The organism is Psychrobacter fulvigenes, from assembly GCF_904846155.1.
Taxonomy (GTDB): domain Bacteria; phylum Pseudomonadota; class Gammaproteobacteria; order Pseudomonadales; family Moraxellaceae; genus Psychrobacter; species Psychrobacter fulvigenes.
On the sequence record NZ_CAJGZP010000001.1, the window covers coordinates 2,367,452 to 2,388,352 of the forward strand.

Genomic DNA, 20,901 nt, shown 5'->3' on the forward strand with positions numbered 1-20,901 from the left:
AATGTTTAAAGTTGATAATCATGCACAGCATCGATAAATACTTTCGCGCGATCAGGATTGACCCACTGAGTAATACCATGACCCAAGTTTGCCACATAGCCAGTCTTTTGACCGTCAGCATAAGCACCGTCAAGCATCAGTTTCACTTCTGAGCGAATGGTCTCTGGTGAACCATAAAGTGTGGCTGGATCTAAGTTCCCTTGAATGGCTTTATTACGCTGTATCTTTTTATGCTGCTTAGTTAGACTACGCTGACTTTCTGTCAAAACTTGGCGTGCACGATCTAGCGGCATAGTCCAGTCTAGACCCAACGCATCCGCTTCACTGTCTGCTTGAATATCAAGCCAGAGACCACCGCCTTTGGTGAATAAAACCACAGGTATCTCTGGATGACGTACCTTCAGCTCCGCAACGATACGCTTGTTATAAGCATGCGAGAAGTCAACAAACTGACGATGTGCTAACGCCCCACCCCAGCTATCAAATATCTGTAATATTTGAGCGCCAGCAAGCACCTGCGCATCTAGATAATCAATCACAGCAACGGTCAGTTTGTCTAACAACTGATGTAAAAACTCAGGATTGCTATATAAGAAGCCTTTGGTATAACGATAGTCCTTTGAGCTGCCACCTTCAATCATGTAAGTCGCCAGTGTCCATGGACTACCGGAGAAACCGAATAAAGGTACTTGACCGTTCAAAGCTTTACGGATGCTGGTCACCGCGCGCATGACGTAATCAAGAGAGTCATTAACATCGAGCACTGGTAGCCTATCAAGGTCTGCCTGCTCACGGATAGGATACTTGAACTTAGGCCCTTCGCCTGTCTCAAAGTATAACCCCAATCCCATCGCATCAGGAATAGTCAAAATATCACTAAACAAGATAGCCGCGTCTAAATCCATACGACGTAATGGCTGTAACGTCACCTCTGTGGCACGAGCCGTGTCTTTACACAAGCTCATAAAATCACCAGCCTCTGCACGCGTGGCTTTATATTCTGGTAAATAACGCCCAGCTTGGCGCATCATCCACACTGGCGTGGTATCTATCGGCTCAAAACGCAGGGCACGCAACAGTCTATCGTTTTTTAAAGGCGCAAAATTATGCTGGATTGGGGTGGTATTATCTGAAGCGCTCATGCACAAATCTCCAAAATGCTACAATGTTCATTGCTGTCATTGTCAAAAATAAGGATGGATAAAAAGAAATTGAAACAGGTCATAAATATAATAGAACGCTATAGCATTCAAGCTTATAGACGATTACTGCCATTAAAGGAAAGCCCGTTATGACAGTAATATTAAAAGTGAGTGGTACTTATCATAATTAACAATTAAAAACTAACTCAGTACGAACGTATGATTCAGTACAAGCTTAGCCAATCTCACTCATATTTCATAGACTGGCTATGTATCAAAAAACCCATGTATCAAGAAATCTATGCTTCTCGTTACTTAGCTTGCTTCGTACCTGTTCTGCTCGCTGATTTGCAATCAGCTTGCTGTATCAAAGAAAGACTTTATACAGACAATGCCAAGTTATCACGGTGTACCATGACCACGCGTTCTTCATTACCGCCAAGAATCTTATCAAATTGTGCGGTACGCTCACGAGCCACACGGCGAGCATCATGGGATGAAAAGTTCACTTGGCCGATGGCTAACCGCTCACCAGTATCTTGATGGACGATTTCTACCACATCACCTTCATCAAAGTCGCCGCGCACTTCTACTACTCCAACTGGCAATAAGCTCTTATTCAGTTCAGTCAGCGCTTTGGCGGCGCCAGCATCGACTATCAATGTACCAGACATGCGTAAATGTGCGGCAATCCACTGTTTGCGGGCAATGATTTTATCCTGCTCATTTGTGGTTAATAGCGTACCTACCGCTTCTCCAGACACCACACGAGTGATGACGTCATCAATAGCGCCACTGACTATCACCGTCGGACATCCACCCATAGCGGCTAGACGACCTGCACGGATTTTGGTCAACATCCCGCCACGTCCTAACTTGCCGCCATCACCAGCAATATCAAACAAATAGTCTGCCATTGCGCGCTCTTGGCGAATCATTTTTGCATTAGGATTATCACGAGGGTTGTCAGTAAACACACCTTCTTGGTCAGTCAAAATAATATACAAGTCAGCATGGACCATGGCTGCTGCCATTGCGCCTAACGTATCATTATCACCAAATTTAATTTCATCAATCGTAATCGTGTCGTTTTCATTAATAACTGGCAGCACACGCCATTCTAATAACTGTGTCAATGCGCTTGCTGTGTTCAAGTAACGACTACGGTTTGATAAATCATCGTGCGTCAATAGCAACTGAGAGCTTTGGACGCCATGTTGAATCAAAGCTGACCACCACGTCTCAATCAAACCCATCTGTCCGATAGAAGCACAAGCTTGTAGCGCAGCGAGCTTTTTGGGACGCTCTTCTAAATTCATACGCACCACACCTTCAGCGACGGCGCCTGAAGAAACCAACAGCACCTCCATTCCCTGATTGTGTAGTTTTGCGATTTGTTTCGCCCACCCGTAAATGGCAGTTCGATCGAGCCCGCGACCATTATTGGTTAATAACGATGAGCCGATCTTGACAATCACACGCTGAATATCAAAGTTACGGTCTTGCTTAATAAACCTTGCTTCTTCGGTCGTTTGTTCCATGTCACCTGCCATAAAAACTCCTGTCTGTTACGGATTGAGTATTGAGTATTGAGTATAGAAAATAAGTATTTTTAAATAAGCGGCCTATAGTCCTGCTATGAAGGGTTGCTTCTGTTTGCAACTAAGGAACATACACTACTTCGACATCGCTGTCATCATCGTCATCAAAGCTATCATCATCAGCCAAATCTAAACCTTCACGCTGTGCTCTACGGGCTGCGCGGTAAGCTTCGCGCTGGGCTTCAGTATTGCGGCGAACTTCTGCCTCTAGACGCTCAAAACTCTCTTTCTGCGCTTCTGCGAAAATCGGATCTTCTTCTTCACGCTCACGCTCGCGCTCGATCTCATTCATGAGATGGTACTTGACTGCATCGACGCCTTCGCCAGTCAATGTCGAGGTACGAAATACCATACCTGTCCAACCAAGCTCTGCAACGATATGTGTGCATATCGCATTTAAATCTTCATCAACAATTTGATCGATTTTATTCAGCACTAAAATCTGTGGCAAACTGGCCAACTCAGGTGAAAAGCGCTCTAACTCATTTAGGATGACGCGAGCGTTTTCTACTGGATCACTACCATCAATAGGTTTTATATCAACGATATGCAATAGACGACGAGTACGAGCCACGTGTTTTAAAAAGCGGATACCGAGACCTGCGCCTTCAGATGCGCCTTCAATCAAGCCTGGTATATCAGCCATGACAAACGAGCGGTGGACACCGACATCAACCACACCTAGATTGGGCACTAAAGTTGTGAATGGATAATCAGCTACCTTAGGCCTGGCCGCAGAGACTTGGCGGATAAAGGTAGATTTACCAGCATTAGGCAGGCCTATTAAGCCCACATCAGCGACTACTTTTAGCTCAAACTTCAGTACTTTTAGCTCACCTTCAAAGCCTGATGTTGCCTTGCGCGGTGCTTGGTTGGTTGAGCTTTTGAAATGAGTATTACCCAAACCACCATCACCGCCTTTGGCGACTAAGAAGGTCTGGCCTATCTCAGTCAAATCACCGATGACTTCATCTGTTTCGGTATCGATAATAGTGGTACCAATAGGCACGGGTAAAAAGATATCCTCAGAGCCCTTGCCCGAACAGTTTCTGCTTTGTCCGTTTTCGCCGCGGCGCGCGTCATAACGGCGGGTATAGCGATAGTCGACTAAGGTATTGGTATTGTCGTCAGCAATGACATAAACATCACCGCCACTACCACCATCACCGCCATCAGGACCACCACGTGGGACGTATTTTTCTCGGCGAAAACTGGCGATTCCGTTACCACCGTCACCTGCTTTTACCGTTACGACGGCTTCATCAATAAATCGCATGCTACGTTCCTTAATTGACAGTCAATGACTGTTTTCATTTTTTGCGCGTGTAAGTTATTACTAATAAGGTTAAAACTAAAAGTCTCTTCGGGCGTATTAAACACTCGCAAATACGCACTGATAAAGACTGTTTTTTTAATACTCACAAATAGTCTAATACGCTCTATTTCTGACTGCTATTATTATAAAAGCAATGCTCGCTCAATTCTATAACACTCGCTCACTTTTAATAGCTTATACCATTTCCAAAATTAGAGTAACGAGAAAAACCTGCGCAAGTACTACTCCTAGTAGGCTTAGCAAGTTTGACAAAGTTAATCACACTTTTTGGGTTTGGTATTATTGTCATAGATTACTTTTATAGTAATAGTAGCCATCCTTATGTCAACAACACCCGATGACCAAATGGACTATCGGGTGCGGTGTAAGTGACATTCAGTATTCTTAACTGACTTAAACTCAAAGTTAGCTAGGCGGGTATTATGCAGGAATCTGAGTGTAGTTAATACCAGCCATCTGCGCCGCTAAGCGTAGTACTTGAGTACTATAGCCAACTTCATTGTCATACCAGATATAGACAGTGGCATGATTGTCAGTGACGATAGTGGCCTGCGCATCTACGATACCGACGTGCTTGGTGCCAACAAAGTCAGTAGACACGGCTTCCGTAGAGTCCGTGTAAGCAATCTGCGACTGCCAAGTGCTACTATTGGCCATTTTGCGCATGAACTCATTCAACGCATCAGCACTTTCTGGTGCTCTTTTCAGATTCAAGTTCAGAATCGCTAAGCTCACATTTGGCGTTGGCACACGAATCGCATTACCCGTTAGCTTACCGCTCAGCTCAGGCAGTGCTTTACCCACTGCTTTGGCAGCGCCAGTACTGGTGATAACCATGTTTAGTACCGCACTACGACCACGGCGATCGGCTTTATGATAGTTATCAATCAGATTTTGATCGTTGGTAAAGGCATGAATCGTCTCTACATGACCATTTTCGATACCATATTCATCATGCAATACTTTTAGCGACGGCGTGATGGCGTTGGTCGTACAACTAGCAGCACTGACGATGGTATCATCACCAATAGTGTCATTGTTGACACCATATACGACGTTTTTAATCTCGCCACCAGCAGGCGCTGTTAGCAATACTTTCTGTACGCCTTTAGCTTGTAAGTGTTTGCCAAGACCAGCTTCATCTTTCCAGATACCCGTATTATCAACGATCAAGGCATTATCGATGCCATAAGCAGTATAGTCGATTTCGCTTGGGTCATTGGCATAGATAATCTGTACAAAACGGCCGTTAATAATCATGCCGTTATTTTCTTCGTCAATACTGACATCGCCTGTAAAGCTGCCATGAATCGAGTCACGCTCAAGTAACGAGGCACGCTTCGCTAAGTCACCCGCTGCAGCAGGACGTACTACGATGGCTTTTAGTTGTAAACCTTTGGCACTCGACGCTTGTGACAATAGCAGACGGGTCAAAATACGGCCGATACGGCCAAAACCATATAGTACGACATCAGTGGCACCATTGATGGCTTTTTTGTCAGTGTTGATGGCTTGTAAGGCAGCTTGAATATCACTGTCATTAGCAATCAGCTGACCCACATCGACACGCGCCGCCTGAATATCGCTGCTAGCAGCTAAGGCTTTTACCATCGCTAAAGTATCTGCTATCGCGATAGGCTGTGCATCGGTGTCGCGTAAAGCAGCTTTTTGATGCAATGCCAGTACCTGACCGACTGAAGTGGTATCTAATGTTTCACCGAACAAAGTAACTTGGACATCTTGCTCATTATATAGTTTATTCAACAGCCCAATCAGCTCAATCGCTTGTTGTTCTTGATTGTTGTAGTTGCTTAAATGGTCTTGATGCAATTGGCGTAAGGTATCAGCTTGGCTCACGAGAAACATCCTTATGGTCAGTAAAATATAATAAATTGAAGGTGATGACGTATAAAAACAGAAGTATTAAGAACGCTAAATATAAGAAACTTAAACAAGAAACTGAGGTTAATCGCTATTTTTGCAAGGTAACGACTACAATTTAGTGGCACAGTGCTTATCAGGACGATTAATGACTGTCAATTCTAGCTCAAAACGTCCGATTTTGCCAGTGATAACCATTATTACTAACGTTTGCCCCTCATAGATTATCATTTTGAATGAAAAACGACCTTTATAACGATTAAAGGTAGCTTAGTCAGCTTTGAGATTATGTAAGGGCCGTGCATGAATTGAAAAGCCTCGTCTCTTATTAATAGACCAATGCAATGTTAAGGAATCAGTTTCACTGTTTGCTTGGCATGAGTGGTCTGCTTAAATTCTTTTAAACCATAGCCTTGTTGCTGGGCAATTTGACGATATTTTGCATATGTTTTTTGAGAGATATTGGGTGAGCGTGCAAGCAGCCACAAGTAGTCTTTATCAGGCGTACCTACTAATGCTGTTTGATAGCTTGGATCATGCGCTAGCACCCAGTAGTCTGCGCGGCCTACAGGCAACCAACGAATCCACGACGGCAAAAAGGTAACTTTCAATTTACTACCAGTGTCATCAACAGGTTTTGCGAGCCCTTCAGCGTCGATAGCTTTGCCATCTTCTCCCATACATTCATTGAGTACAGTAATGCCTGAACCGTCTGCTTTTTCAGTATAAGTAGCCGTCACATCGCTGGCACATTTACGCTGAAAATACATAGGCAAACGCCCAATCTCATACCAAGTACCTGCGTACTTTTTGAGATCAATGCTATCGACCGTAGTCGGCTCATCGGCTGACTTGTGAATAATCGTTGACGGCTCGACTTCTATCGTCTCTGTCGTTGTTTTATCTGCTTGTGTTTTGTTGATAGGCATAGCTTGCGGGGCAGCATAAGCAGAAATCGCTGCTAGCGGGACGATAATCGCCAAGGCAATCGCAGTATGTTTGACAAGGCTATTCATAAATACACGCTCTGGAATTTCGCTACTTTGCATAGTGGCCATAGATGTCTCTTTTTTAGGGATTGGTTTTTTATGAGTATCCTTACTAATAGCCAAAGTTTGATCCGTTACGGCATCAGATTGAGACAGTTTTTCAGTCAAGGTAGGCTTGTTATCTATGATACTTTTAGGCATTGCGCGCATTTTTTTGTAGCCATTATCAATGGATCCAACTTTCGAATGCACACTGATATCTTCGCTTTCACGACTCTCAGCACTATTGTGTGAGCGCTTATAATCGAGCTCATTATTAGTCATTATTTCGTCGCTTGAGGACATGGACAAAGCCTTATAGCTGTAGTCGGCATCATTACTGGCATAACCTGTGCTTACATAATCTGAGTTACTGGCTGCTTTGTTTTGAGTGCTAGTCACATAATGACTGCTTGATTGATGACTCTTTTTGGTTTGGGAACAGACTGGCTGTAAGTCAGAGTTTCCCAACGTAAATAACTCATTGGGTTTCATATTGGTTTTCATAAGACTACCGTTGATATGTAGATTATTCTTACTAAATAGTTAGAGTTAGCAAATATAGAGCCAGTCATGTTTTAACTTCAACCAAATACAGGCGCTAATATGCACCTTTTAGTTGATACTTGTTTGTATTTAATAAAGCCTATGTATGACTTTTAGCAAGGTACGAATACTCATCTTTTCCTGGTGATTGTTACCGTCCACCGTCCAAAATTTTTGGAAGTTCATCAGATAAACTAAGGTCATGAGTCAATTATAAAAATTACAATGCAAAAGAAGTTGATGGCTTGAGTACTGGCTCATATTGGCTTTGGATTTTCTTACTGTATATTAGTGATATGACTGATATTAGAACAGTGTGGCAATGTAGGAAAACGCAACCGTTTGTAAGTATTGCTCTCTTTATGCATCGAATCAAATACATAGTTACCAAAAGACTAAGTAATGAAGGCTAGCCGACGCGTTATCTTTGCAAAAACTGTCGAATACCTGCAATGCTTGTCGCACCTTTTTGCTTGGCATGCTGCAGCAATTTGGGAGACAAACCGCCTAAACCAATAACAGGAATATCGGCAAGCTCCGCTAACTCTGACCATTGCTGCCAACCAAGTGGCGCAGCGTCTGGATGGGTTTGAGTTGCCAATACGGGGGATAAAAACATGCCCACTACTGGTGGCAATTGCTGTTGTACACGCTCAGCGGCAAGCTGATTGGCGGCATGAATGCTATCTACATCATGACAACTGACTATCATTGGGTGGCTTGATGATAATAATTGCAGATTTTTAGATAGCTCCTGTGACTTGTTTTGAGAACTGTCTTTTACCTCTGCATACCATTGCATCAAAGCGCTGTGCGTCAAATGTCTGGCGACGACTTGAGAATTAGTAATCGAATTAGGCACACCTGACTTATTCAGCAAAGAATCATGAGCCACAGAATGGTTCGGCAATATCATGTGCACATCTGGACGTAACTGCATTAGCTGCTCGGCAATAGCCTCTGAGTCTAACGCCTTCGCTCGAATGTATACCCACGCATCTGTTACTAGGTTCTTTTGATGATACTCAAGCCATGCGGCAGTAGCATCAGAATAGCCATCAAAATGTGCCAGTGGGTAAGTCACGGTTATCAGGGGCGGTAGCTGCAACCATGCAAGAATGGTTTGGTTGGCAGCGGGCAAACGATAGTTCCCTGCCAGTAAGTCAGGTTTGTTTACCCACGTCAGAGCCTGCCCTTCTAGCCCGTACTGACAGTGCCTATGCTGATCATACTGCTCCGCTGTAAGCTCAATATCGTAAACCTGCAATGATACCTGCTTGTCACCATAATCATGATGCAGACGCCCAAGCTTTACGAGGGTATTAGCATGAATATCGATACCTGTCTCTTCTTTCACTTCACGTATGAGTGCTTGTTTTACCGTTTCACCAGCATCAATCTTACCACCGACAAACTCGTAACGATTGCCTTGATGTTGTTCAGTACTACGAAATCCAAGTAAATACTGCTGCTGATAATGAATAACTGCAACCGCGACATTGACGATATTTACTTGTTTATTTGTTTGTTGTTGGTCTGAGCTTCTAAGCATCACAATTCCTCTATTTTTTGTATCCAAGGCACAAGTTTACATAATAGATAATATTTATTTTACAAATTCGCTTGCAAAACCTATCGATGTAAATGATAATTATTATCGTTAATAGCTTATTTACCGTTTCACTCTACTTTAGCAAAAGGATTTTACTATGAGCTTAGTCATTTCTCGATTTCTTAACCAACGTGAAAACCGCCTCCCTACTCTGCAATCGCAGCATCTGTTTGCCCTTACCAAAGAAGTGCGTATCGAGCACGAAGGTGAAGAATATCGCTTGCGTCTCACGCGTAATAATCGCTTAATTTTAACCAAATAGCTTATTTTGGCTAAAATACAAATGGGGCGTGTCACCAATTAGTACATATAAATGATGACACGCCCTAGATATCGTTCGTTAAATGTAAAAATGTTATGGTTTTAAAGGCGCTACTGGTATAAATTTTACTTGCGTGCTGTTATCACAGAGGCTGCGCAACTTCAAAAGAAAGCATCCCAGTAGCGCTATGAAATTTTTAAACTGTATCGATTATATAAAAGCTTATTTTTTAATGGAGACCAATAAAAACGCCTTTATGAAAAGGCGTTTTTTAATAGATGATATTTACTAATCGATACTCATCATTAGAAGCTGTCTTTAGAACTGCCAACTATAGACTACGTCAACTGCATTTTCAGCAGCAGAAGTCGCTTCAACGTAGATGCGGCGTGTGAGCTGATAACGGATAGACAAGCTGTTTTGGGCGTTGAATACACCGACACCATAGCGTATATACAGATCAGGCGTGACGTAACCAGTGACGTTGACATTTGTATCTTCGCTATTACCTGATGCATCAACCGTTAAGCTTTGCAGGCCAAAAACTTGGCCGATTTGATTGGTTAGGCTACGCGTACCACTCAAACCGAAACTCAATCCAGCAGCGGCTAGATTATTGGTGACCTGAGATTTAAAGCCTTGTTCACTGATCTGGGTGGCACCGGTATTGTTAAGACGACCTGTCACCAAAGCGTTCATTGCTTGCTGCTGGGTAAGACCTGCATTATTAAAGACAATGATATTTGGGTTTTCAGTATCGCCTTTGACTCGTAGACCCACGGTTTTACCATCGATGGTTTTGACCGCCTCAATACTGAGATTAGGTTTCATCACGTCGCCATTAAAGCGCACTTGCCCATAATTTAGCTCTAAGTTCTGGCCAAAAGCGTCCACAGTAGTACGACGTGATACCTGTATCACCCCTTTGGCACGCATCACACCAGTACCGTTTTGGGTGATATTTAACGCCCCTGCTAAAGGAAGTACCGCGCCAAAGCCGCGGAAGTTCACATCATCCCCTAAGTCGATACCGATATCAGCATTGATCGACCAAGGCTTTGAGATGGCTAAAACTTCGTCAATATTACCAATCAAACGCCTATCGAGCACGACGGCATCTTCGGTCTGGGTGATAATGTCTTCACTGGCCTCAGGAGGACGTATGGTCGCTGATGGTACGCTGATTGCACCTTCAATATTGACATAACGGTCGCCTGGACGCACGATGATATCAATATCAGGATTGACCTCGGCCAATAATAGTGGCGGCTGAGTTAAGACCAGCCTATCCCCAATGATACTCAGCTTCGCTTGTAGTTTTTGTTGCCAATCAACCGTACCCGTTAGCTTACCGACACCCGAACCACTATTGAACTGACCATCAATGGTCGCTTGCGTGCCGCGAATTTTGGCCGCTATGTTAAGATTTGACAGATTGACTGGCAAATCAAGCATCGCGACGCGCCCCTTAGCAAGATTTACGTCACCATAAAACTGCGGCTTTTCAAGCGTACCACCAAGACCTCCTGCCATGGTGATATTGCCTTCAAGCGCGCGCATACCTGGAAAAAAAGGTTTGAAAACAGCGAGATTGAGCTCATTCAAAACCAAAGCACCTGATATTGGCTTAGGGGTTTTGTACGGATCAACGATGACTTCTGCATAGCCACGAGCACCGCGTCCAGTATTAATGTCTGCACGTAGTTTCAGACCTTCCGGTACTGACAATGCAATGAGAGACACGCGCTCATACGGGAAGGTGACAGGTGCCATATCACCTTCTTGAATCAGACCAATTTTACCATTGTCTGAATACAAGGTGGTATTAATAGTAGGCGGACGACCACGTTGCCAGCCCACAACGGCCTTACCATTAATGGTGCCATGCCAGTCGATATCTTTAGGTAAAAACACTGAAAACAGCGATGTATCTAGCTTTTGTAAAGCGATATCCACTTGACCACTGGCCGCAGAAGCGATGAGGTTCTCACGCAGACAAAGCTTGCCAGTTTGATCAGCCGCTTGCCAACAATGCGCTGCTAGCTGTACCTTTAGATCACTGCTGCCGCTATTTTGCGGTTTTGGTAGATTTACAATCAACTGCGCAGGCTGGAGTTGATTCAAAGTAGCATATTGTGATTTTACGCGGCCTTTGCCGATCACACCTGACCAACTGAGCTGGTCACGATTAAAACCACCTTTTAGCCGTGCTGAGATGTCTAATTGCTTATTGGCCACTTCAAGATCAAGCACATGAGATTGCTCAGTACCATTAAAGGAAGCATTAACATTTTTAAAGCTTTGACCAGCCGCATCCAAGCCTTCGGCGCTGATGATTAACTGACTGGGGCTATTGGCCAAGTTTACTAACTTGCCGCGCACACGACCCTCGCGCAAAATAAACCCAGGTAAAGCTATACGCTCGCCCACTAAATCAATATAGATCGTCGGCAACGCTTGACCTGCGGGCTGCGATAAAGTCGCACCACCTGTCACCTGACCAGCAAGCTTGTCTGAGAGCTGATCGAGACTGGTAATATTGATCTTAGCTTGCAGCTGCTGGGCATTGCCATCAGCAGTCAGATAATTATCTCCCCAACGTAGCACCAGATTGTCAGCATTCAGACTATCGATGAGCGCATTCACTTGTTGATACTGCGCTTCCGCATCTTGAGCCTTTAAACGCTGAAAGTAGCTGGCCAGATCTTCTGGTAAATGTAGCTTGGCTGCCAAACTGCCTTTCGCACTTAACGGCTGACCTTTTAGCGTTCCATTTAGATTGATTTGTTTTAGGTTAATGACTTGCTGCGCTTTACCCCAACGACCATCGGTATTTAAAGTGCCCGTAATCATACTTGGGGTGTCTTTTAGGAAATACCCTAAATTAAAGCGATCCATCACGGCACTGATGTCCCACGCAATGCCTTGACGCACATCAACAGTTCCTTTGGCATCAATACTACCGGCTGTGCCCACATGACGTAAACGCTTGATACGAATCAGCTGCGAGTCGCCACTCGCATCAATGGTCAGTTTACCCGCAGGTAGCTGCTCGGCATCAAGTACACCATCGAAATCCACCGCAAAATGCTGTAACGTGCCAGCCGCATTTGGGCGATCTTTGGGCGCAGGTTGCCATTGACCGCTGGTGTTTAAGTCACCTGTAAGAATGGCTGGGTTGTTCGGTAAAAAATATCCCAAGTCAAATTTGTCAAAGCGCCCTGTTACCGTCCAACCGATGTCTTGACGTAGATCAATCACCCCTTTTGCCGCAACAGCACCTGCCTCGCCGGCATAATCTAGCTTGCGTACGTTAATGAGCTTTGGCGTACCAGCAGCATCGATCGAAAGCCGACCATCAGGGACATCGGCCGTATCAAGCTGACCATTAAAACGTACATCAAATACCGACAGCTCACCCCCGACGATATCCACGCTAGCATCACCGCCACCCGCAATACCAATCTCGCGACCCTCTTGCGTCGCATCAAGCTGTGCCTGTAGATCAGTATTATTTAAATTAATAATATGACGTTGACCTTTGACGCCATTTTTTGTGATATTGAGCAGACGGCCGTTGGCACTGAGACTGCCTGTTAGACGCTCAAGTGGTAAGTCGCTACGGTACTGTTTGGGCAATAAACCATTGGTACGCGCATTGATCTGCCACGTGAGTGGTCGCTGCTTGGTCGCCAGCTGTATCTGACCTTTGCCCGATAGGTCGCCGACAACCCCTTTGTAGTTAAGGGCATTTATGTCGATGACGTTGCCAGCTTTACGCACACGCACATCATAGTTGCCTTTGGGTGCTGCATTTAGCTCATTGATCAGCGCATTGGCATCGACAGACAGGCGCGAGCCACGCACGATGACATCAGCCTGTCCGCGCGGACTATCAATGTTGCCAATATCAGGTACATTGCGGCGAATAAGGTTTTGCCATCTGGCATCAACATACCAAGGCGCAGTTTGGGCAGACTTAGGGGATACCTTGCCACGCACGATATTTGCATTGACGTGCTCGCCATCACGCTGACGTAAGTCAGCATCGATTTGTACGTTGCCAGCAAGGTTTTGCTGTTGATAGTGCAGCGACAGTCTGCCGTTTAGCGTTTGCGGTGCATAAGCCTTAAAATCAGCATAGTCATCAGGAATGGCGCGGCGCACATCAAAGTTACTACCTGTTGCTCGCACTTTGGCATCAAAGCTATCTTGCCAGTCTAAAATACCTTGCAGCAACAAACGTCCAGCAGGAACATCTGCGTTTAAACGATCTATGCGTAGTTGGCTATTGGCAATGATGCCGCGACCTTGATAGTGGCCTGAAGGGATGTCTTTGGCGGTCAGCTCAGTATTGATACGCAGGCGTATCTCAGAGATAACCCCAGTTGCAGTAGCCATGCCATCTTGTAGATGTATATTTTGGTCTTCAGCATAGGGAATGAGGACATCTTTCCACTGCAATTTGGCTTGAAACGGTGCATTTTTATCCAATCCTTGTACGACAAACTCACCACGCACATCGCCTTCATTATAACGACTACGGACTTTACCGACCGTACGCTTCAGACTGCCAGTTGCGGTAATATTGAGTGGATCGACATAGGCTTTTTCTAAGGCGCTGACTTCAACGATGGCTGAAGCATCTAGCGGATAGTCCCCTTGCAGATCTATGTTGCCTTTCAGGGCGCTCACTTTGACAATATCTGCATAGCGCAAATCACCACGGCCAACCGTCACTTTACTACCCACCCACGTTAGATCACGAGCAGCGATATCATGCACGACTACTGGCTCTTTCGTGACTTGCTTATAAACAATACGTTTTATTTTGGCTTGATCAAAACGCAAGTTAACGGGCAGTTGCAGAGTTTTATAATCAAAAGGCTCGCCCGTTGGCGGAGTATTGTTGATGATTTCTATACGTTGGATATCTGCATCACGCAGATGCACTTCTTTGGCAAACACCGCGCGCCAGCCTATTTTGACATACGCTTTGTCCACCAGTATCTGCAGATCTTCGGTCGCCTGAATATCTATGTCACTTACCCAAATACCATCACGCAGGTTGCCCTCACCATATTTGAGCTCAATGCCTGTCTCAGCGCCGACTTTTTCTAAGAGAAACTTGGTACCTGACTCTGTTCCCGCCATATAAAAGAATATGGCAAACATAATCAGCAAAACGATGAGGATCAATACCAATAATTTGAGCACAAAAGACAACGGATACCAACGGCGTACCGCGCGGGCATCTCTTTGAGCAGGATCTTCATCCGATGGATGGTCAGGCGGGGTTTTTTTGGTCAACATGACACTCAACTACGTTAAAAAATCATTACCAGCAATCGGCAAAATTAATAGATACGGCTTACTCATCTTCTTTTTAGGACTGTTTGTTTCGCACTGTCTGTTTGGCTTTATCTTTTGTAGTACTGTATGAAAGCATTATAAAGGCGAGCCGATAAAGAAGTGTAGTCTAACTGGAATACTGTCTTCTGTCACGCCAGCCGCGACATCGACACGTACCACACCTACAGGCGATGCCCAGCGAATACCGACGCCAACGCCGACCTTAGTATCAGCGTTAAAGTCCTTGTCATAGGCGTTACCCACATCAGTAAACACCGCTCCACGAAAACCAGGTATAAATTCATAGTTGTATTCAGCGCTGCCGACGGCCAGTATTTGCCCACCCGTTAGATAACCCTTGTCTAATGGCGATAAACTCTCATAGTCATAACCACGAATACTTTGATCACCACCCGCAAAAAAGCGTAATTTATAAGGCACTTCGTAGAAATCATCTGCCCAAAGATATCCGGTATCTAAACTCCCAAGCACTTGATGTTTATTTGAGTCTCCAAAACTATAAATACCACTGACACCTGCCCGAGCGATCGCCATATCAGTATCACTCAGTGCGCTATCCGTACCCGCTTCAACACCATAATATTGGCGTATACCACGAGTTGGGTTGGTCGCATTGTCAACGTCCGTCTTACTGACACCATAGCCAAATAACAAGGCTTTTTGCTTGGGTCTGGACGAGGTGAAACGCACAGGGAGATCGTCTAGATCAGCTGCATCGACGCCTGTCTCAAGCTCATCTAAGCGATAACGCACAGAGTAGCTACGATTCCAACCACTGTCGCGGCGAATGTTGCGTGCCAATCCTGCTTTTAGCGTCTTGGTAGACAGATCGAAGTTTCCTTCTCCTTGGTCAATCACTTCTTCTTCATAAGTCAAACTGGCATCCAACTTATCATTCAGCGGATGCTTCCATGGACGACTGCCATAGACGGTCACGTTTTTATTAATCCGTGATATGGCTGTTTCTGCTCCAGCTTGATAGCCTTTACGGTTGATGAGATTGTAGTCTATTTTTGCGGTCGCTCGAGTACCAGTATCGGTACCATAACCGATACCGACTTGGGCATCACGTGGCTTTTCAGCTGAGACATAAACATACAGCGGCACTTTTTTATTCTCTTGCACTTGCTGCGGTGTTTTACGTCCCTCTAGTGTTGGCGCGACAAAATCCTCATCATTGATGACACTTTCTTCTTCAGGGAATATTTTTTGCGCCAGATTGCTGATGGAATTACTAATCTTACCTAAGATACTATCTACGGCTTCTGGTGGCTTTTCGTCGAGCACTCGGTCGTTTGGCAAAGTACTTAAACGCTCTGCTTTTGCTTTAACAGCCAGCAGCTTATCCTCTGTCTCCTGATCGACCTCAAACTCAATGGGAGCCACATCTGCTGCATCTACGGTCGCACCACTATTGGCATTGACAGCATCATCAGCACTGTCAATATCACTATCGTTTGACACACTACTGCCGCGCTCATTAGCATTGACTATAGCATCATCTGCATTAGTATCGACATCGTCATCCATTAAATCGCTATCATCAAAATCCACCGAGGTATTATCAAATGCTAAAGTACTGCTTTCGCTACTTTCATCGGGTGGCAATATGGACTCAACGTTGACAGTATTAAAATAACGGGTCGCTGATAAGTCATTACTAAACTTGGTAACAGCCGGACGATAAAACGGATCTCCTGCTTCAAAGCCTATCAACTGCTTTAAGACTGTGGTTTCAACAGGAAGCTTGGCAGGGTCGCGCGTCAATGTGCCCGACTCCTTATCGTAAGTAAAAAACACCACCTCATCAAACTCATAACGATCGCCAGTATTGTAAACCAGTGACACATCAGCTGTATTGTCTGGCAAGATAATATCGACGGATTTGTTTAACCAATATTGATCGAAGTACCCATAAGTATTACTCAGAGACTCTAGCGCAGCTTTACTGTTTTTATAGACACGATGGTTAAATACGTCGCCTTCTTGCGGTGGCAAGTCTTTTTCAAGTGCTTGGAACTCAGGTTGCTCAATACCCTCACCGCGAATATCTAAAATACGACTATCTACACGTACAGGCTCGCCAAGCTCTTCAATAATCACTTCAATGGTATCAGCAGTTGGTTGCCGCAGACGTAAAGTCACATCATAGTATCCCACTGCACGCGCCGCATCTAATGCCGTTTGGCGCAAGCGTGGCAAGGCAGCGGTAAAGTCCTCAACCGCTTGCACACTCGTATCGTCGAGCGCTGCTTTGATATTATTAATCGGCTGAATATCTTTATCAGCTTTGATTAGCTTTGGCTGTGCATTGACTGCATCATCGGCAGGCGCTTGCTGCAAATAAACCGTTGTCTCTACGTTAGGTATCGCCATAACGCCGCCGTTAAACAGACGATTATATAACCCTTCGACTAGTCCACCACCATTACGCGCTACAGATTTGGGTTTCGAGGCTTGCTCTATACTTTCGGTGACAGCCTCGGTCTCGGTAGACGCTTGATATTCAGGTAAATAATCTTCAGGATTTAGAGGGTCAGCATTCTCGCGCTCAATATTTTCTATAGGCAACTTACCAGCATTCGCTTGAGCTTTGATATCAGCGGTACTGTCGTCAGCACCAGTCACCGTATCAGGTTCTTGCTGTGCCAATACTTGTGCAGGCGCTTGGTCTGCATCACCACTGCCCACAGAGTCACTGACGTTAATTGGCCGTGACATAATTTCGGCAGCTTCAGCGCGGTCAGCAGCATCTTGTTCACGCCCCAGGGTCTCAAGGTTGGTCGGCGCTGGTAAATTGGCCGCATCTAATGCTGGATCCAAGCCAATAGGAAGTTGAGTACTGTCTAAAGTGGCAACTGGATTATCAAAGGACTCGTCAAAATCCGAATCCTTGTTATTGCTTTGAGCACTGCTCTGATTATTTTGCGCATCCAATGCCGCAAGCTCACGATCAATCTGCTCAGGCGTCATCATCTGATACCCTTGCTGCTGTACAGTCTCTGCTTGCTCGAGCAAACTGTCATCAGCAGCGTTAGATTGCAGCGTTTCTTTCTCATCTGCGCGGTTCAAATCATTAGCTTTATCAGCAGCAACCTTAACTGATGCAGGAGCCTTTAATAAGCTGCCTAGGCTTTGTTTACTATAGTCATCTAGTACCGATTGATCGACAATGCCTTGTTCTACTGCTTGTTTTAGGCGCAGCGCATCCAACGCGGCATCAAGTTGCGTGTCCTCACCAGCCATCAGCGCATTGTATTTGGATAAGCTAGAAAGCTTGGCAGAGCCATCAGCCGTTGGACTGACTTCTTCAGCCATAGCAGGGAATGCAACGCCAAAACCAACCAAGGTAGTCGCCAGCGCGGTGAAAAGCGCAGAACGGGTAAAATGAGTACGCGGCAACTCTAAGCAGCGGCGCGGGAGCGTTGAGGGCTGATGTTTCATCATACTTATTTCCTATCACCTCACGCGGCATACTCATACTGACGATAGTATCGTCTGGACTTACCGGTGATTATACTTATATATAGTAGTTAAACGAATAGTAGTTAAACGAACGGATCTCACCATACCATATTCATTACCCAACAACTTTGAGGTAATTCAGTGAAAATTGCAAATCATAGCTTAGTTAATTATCGAATCATAGCATCTAGCGCATGTATTTCTAGCGCAGCCTTGCTATTATACGGTCTAAAAACAATAAAACCTATCTTATATTTTGATAAGTTTTTGATAGTATTCATAATTATATATAGATATCAATGAGTTTGATCGCTTATATCTACTCTTGTTATTTTGCATTAGACGCTGGCCAATTGTAGGAGCTCACATGGCAAATCAGTTTCAGTTATTCAAGCGTCGCCGCTTTAGCGCTATGTTTTTCACCCAGTTTTTGGGTGCCTTTAACGACAATATTTTTAAGCAAGCGCTGATTTTAGTATTGACCTATACCGCCGCCAGTCAAATCGGTGTCGAAGTAAGCATCCTCAACAACTTAGCAGCCATGCTGTTTATTTTGCCGTACTTTTTATTTTCAGCATTGGCTGGACAAATCGCCGATAAGTATGAAAAGTCCAAACTGACTCGCCTTACTAAGCTGCTTGAGCTGACGATCATGAGCGTGGCTGCGGTGGGCTTTGTGTTTGAGTGGTATGCGTTATTGTTCGTGGCGTTATTTCTCATGGGCACTCACTCTACCTTTTTTGGTCCCATTAAATATGCCTACCTGCCGCAAGCAATGAAAAAGGATGAGCTGGTCGGTGCGAATGGTTTGTTCCAAATGGGTACATCTTTAGCGATCTTGATAGGTATGATTGTCGCAGGATTATTGACCCAACTACCACAATCTCTATATTGGATCAGCGCAACAGTGGTAATCATCGCTTTGTTAGGCTATGTGGCTACTCGCTATATTCCGATCACGCCAGCGATGCAGCCTGACCTAAAGATCAACTGGAATATTTTTACCACCAGTATGGCCACCGTGCGCTATTTGTATTCTTTGCCGTTTTTGTTTTTTATCATTTTGGGCAATAGCTGGTTCTGGTTTTATGGGGCGACATTTTTGACCCAGACCCCTGAGTTTAGTAAGGTTATTTTAAATGGCGATGAGTCGGTGGTTATTTTCTTATTAACCCTATTTTCTGTTGGGGTTTCTATTGGCTCACTGCTGTGTAAGTCTTTGACCAGAAATAGAGTTAGCTTGCGACTATTGCCCTTCGGTATCGCTGGCTTGAGTATTTTTGCTATTGATCTGTATTTTTCTTTGTCAGGGTTAGACATCGCGATCAATGCCGACGCTTTATTTGGCATAGGCGAATTATTCAAAGTTACTGGCAGCTGGCGAGTGTTTGCGGATTTATTCTTTTTAGGATTCAGTGGTGGCCTGTACATCGTCCCGCTATATGCTTCTATGCAAGCTTATGCACCCAAAAGTCATCGTGCACGTATCGTTGGTGCTAACAATATTTTTAATGCTATTTTTATGGTCACCTCAGCTGTTTTTGCGATTGTGATATTAAATACTCTAAAGCTATCGCTGCCGCAGTTGTTTTTGGTCACTGGCGTACTCAACATTGCTTTTGGTATATTTTTATATATCAAATTGAATAAGCATGTTATGCAAGCTGTGATTCAAACTGATGATGAACCCCATGAAAAACAAAGTTAGGATGTGTTGAGGATTCATAAATAAGTAGCCGTACTGCTAGAGCAGATTTATTCATGCCGACGCGCGGCATTGTTTGCTATAGTAATGAGTGATTATAAAACCTCTATAAACACCTTGAGCAGATAACGTTATATCAGGAGCTAACTTGGGAATGCGTTCCTTATCCAAGATTGATCATTTGTTACTTGGCGTCGACCAGGCGCTACGAGCCGTCGTTCCACACTCAAACCCTAGTACGCGCCCGCTTCCTGTCAGTGATGATACTATCCCTGAGCTGAGTATCACAGAATCTCGACATGTAGCAGGACTGATGCGTATTAACCATACGGGTGAGGTATGCGCGCAGGGCCTATATCATGGGCAGGCATTTACCGCCAAAGGTGACGATGTAAAACAAGCCATGCAACAGTCGGCCGCAGAAGAAGTCGATCATCTAGTCTGGTGTGAGACACGCCTGCAAGAACTAGGCAGCCATCCAAGCATATTCACACCGCTCTGGTATGGGATGTCGTTTGGGCTTGGCGCTGTCGCTGGCGCCATTTCTAATGAATTTAGCTTAGGCTTCGTCGCTGAAACCGAAGCGCAAGTCAGTGAACATTTACAAGATCATATCGGTCAGCTGCCTGCGCAAGATAAACGCTCACGCGAGATACTGGCGCAGATGGATATTGAGGAGCTGCATCACCGCGAGTTGGCACTCGAAAATGGCGGTGCAGAATTGTCACCACTGGTGCGCCACACGATGCGCTGGATGGCCAATCGCATGAAGGCGACGGCTTATCACTTATAAAGCGTATTTGATAAAGAATCATTTATAAAAAAACCATTTATCAATAAATAGTAGCGTATAGAAAAATGATATATTTAATTTACTCTAAGAGTTACTCATTAAAATATGATTTAAGCATATGACCTAAGCCGAGTACTTTCTATGATTTAAGTGGCTG

Annotated in this window: 11 protein-coding genes; 3 read left to right on the forward strand and 8 right to left on the reverse strand. The window is 44.7% G+C overall.

Annotated features, from left to right (window positions below):
• Positions 1 to 5: 5 nt before the first annotated feature.
• The 6 genes from hemE to JMX03_RS10025 form a co-directional block, all read right to left on the reverse strand.
• Positions 6 to 1,142, reverse strand: a complete 1,137-nt coding sequence (gene hemE, locus JMX03_RS10000; RefSeq protein WP_201596518.1) for a uroporphyrinogen decarboxylase — start codon at positions 1,140 to 1,142, stop codon at positions 6 to 8.
• A 380-nt stretch (positions 1,143 to 1,522) separates the two neighbouring features.
• Positions 1,523 to 2,695: a glutamate 5-kinase gene (gene proB / locus JMX03_RS10005; protein WP_201574232.1), complete on the reverse strand. Its 1,173-nt coding sequence runs from the start codon at positions 2,693 to 2,695 to the stop codon at positions 1,523 to 1,525.
• 109 nt (positions 2,696 to 2,804) lie between these two features.
• Positions 2,805 to 4,019: an Obg family GTPase CgtA gene (cgtA, locus tag JMX03_RS10010; protein WP_201596520.1), complete on the reverse strand. Its 1,215-nt coding sequence runs from the start codon at positions 4,017 to 4,019 to the stop codon at positions 2,805 to 2,807.
• A gap of 480 nt (positions 4,020 to 4,499) precedes the next feature.
• Complete coding sequence (locus JMX03_RS10015; protein WP_201596522.1) at positions 4,500 to 5,945, reverse strand: glyceraldehyde-3-phosphate dehydrogenase; 1,446 nt, start codon at positions 5,943 to 5,945, stop codon at positions 4,500 to 4,502.
• A gap of 362 nt (positions 5,946 to 6,307) precedes the next feature.
• The gene (locus JMX03_RS10020) at positions 6,308 to 7,495 is read right to left on the reverse strand and encodes a lipocalin family protein (RefSeq protein WP_227695591.1); all 1,188 of its coding nucleotides are present in this window, start codon (positions 7,493 to 7,495) and stop codon (positions 6,308 to 6,310) included.
• Between the two features lie 460 nt (positions 7,496 to 7,955).
• Positions 7,956 to 9,086, reverse strand: a complete 1,131-nt coding sequence (locus JMX03_RS10025; protein ID WP_201596524.1) for an NUDIX domain-containing protein — start codon at positions 9,084 to 9,086, stop codon at positions 7,956 to 7,958.
• A 157-nt stretch (positions 9,087 to 9,243) separates the two neighbouring features.
• Here JMX03_RS10025 and hemP point away from each other — a divergent pair, with 157 nt between their 5' ends.
• A complete protein-coding gene (gene hemP / locus JMX03_RS10030) occupies positions 9,244 to 9,408 on the forward strand; it encodes a hemin uptake protein HemP (RefSeq protein WP_201574229.1) in 165 nt (54 codons plus the stop codon).
• Positions 9,409 to 9,726: 318 nt separating this feature from the next.
• Here hemP and JMX03_RS10035 read toward each other — a convergent pair whose 3' ends face one another.
• Positions 9,727 to 14,721: a translocation/assembly module TamB domain-containing protein gene (locus JMX03_RS10035; RefSeq protein WP_201596526.1), complete on the reverse strand. Its 4,995-nt coding sequence runs from the start codon at positions 14,719 to 14,721 to the stop codon at positions 9,727 to 9,729.
• A 135-nt stretch (positions 14,722 to 14,856) separates the two neighbouring features.
• Complete coding sequence (locus tag JMX03_RS10040; RefSeq protein ID WP_406947747.1) at positions 14,857 to 18,225, reverse strand: autotransporter assembly complex protein TamA; 3,369 nt, start codon at positions 18,223 to 18,225, stop codon at positions 14,857 to 14,859.
• A 388-nt stretch (positions 18,226 to 18,613) separates the two neighbouring features.
• Between JMX03_RS10040 and JMX03_RS10045 the strand changes: the two genes are divergently transcribed.
• Positions 18,614 to 19,954 (forward strand): MFS transporter, encoded by a 1,341-nt coding sequence (locus JMX03_RS10045; protein ID WP_201596530.1) that lies wholly within the window; start codon positions 18,614 to 18,616, stop codon positions 19,952 to 19,954.
• A 151-nt stretch (positions 19,955 to 20,105) separates the two neighbouring features.
• Positions 20,106 to 20,744, forward strand: a complete 639-nt coding sequence (coq7, locus tag JMX03_RS10050) for a 2-polyprenyl-3-methyl-6-methoxy-1,4-benzoquinone monooxygenase (protein ID WP_227695926.1) — start codon at positions 20,106 to 20,108, stop codon at positions 20,742 to 20,744.
• Positions 20,745 to 20,901: the final 157 nt, after the last annotated feature.

What these genes read in the sequence shown, in the direction of transcription:
- cgtA (WP_201596520.1), bottom strand. Translation starts at nt 4,019, where the DNA reads ATGCGATTTATTGATGAAGCCGTCGTAACGGTAAAAGCAGGTGACGGT.
- JMX03_RS10025 (WP_201596524.1), bottom strand. Translation starts at nt 9,086, where the DNA reads ATGCTTAGAAGCTCAGACCAACAACAAACAAATAAACAAGTAAATATC.
- JMX03_RS10020 (WP_227695591.1), bottom strand. Translation starts at nt 7,495, where the DNA reads ATGAAAACCAATATGAAACCCAATGAGTTATTTACGTTGGGAAACTCT.
- hemE (WP_201596518.1), bottom strand. Translation starts at nt 1,142, where the DNA reads ATGAGCGCTTCAGATAATACCACCCCAATCCAGCATAATTTTGCGCCT.
- JMX03_RS10015 (WP_201596522.1), bottom strand. Translation starts at nt 5,945, where the DNA reads ATGTTTCTCGTGAGCCAAGCTGATACCTTACGCCAATTGCATCAAGAC.
- JMX03_RS10035 (WP_201596526.1), bottom strand. Translation starts at nt 14,721, where the DNA reads ATGTTGACCAAAAAAACCCCGCCTGACCATCCATCGGATGAAGATCCT.
- proB (WP_201574232.1), bottom strand. Translation starts at nt 2,695, where the DNA reads ATGGCAGGTGACATGGAACAAACGACCGAAGAAGCAAGGTTTATTAAG.
- JMX03_RS10040 (WP_406947747.1), bottom strand. Translation starts at nt 18,225, where the DNA reads ATGAAACATCAGCCCTCAACGCTCCCGCGCCGCTGCTTAGAGTTGCCG.
- hemP (WP_201574229.1), top strand. Translation starts at nt 9,244, where the DNA reads ATGAGCTTAGTCATTTCTCGATTTCTTAACCAACGTGAAAACCGCCTC.
- JMX03_RS10045 (WP_201596530.1), top strand. Translation starts at nt 18,614, where the DNA reads ATGGCAAATCAGTTTCAGTTATTCAAGCGTCGCCGCTTTAGCGCTATG.
- coq7 (WP_227695926.1), top strand. Translation starts at nt 20,106, where the DNA reads ATGCGTTCCTTATCCAAGATTGATCATTTGTTACTTGGCGTCGACCAG.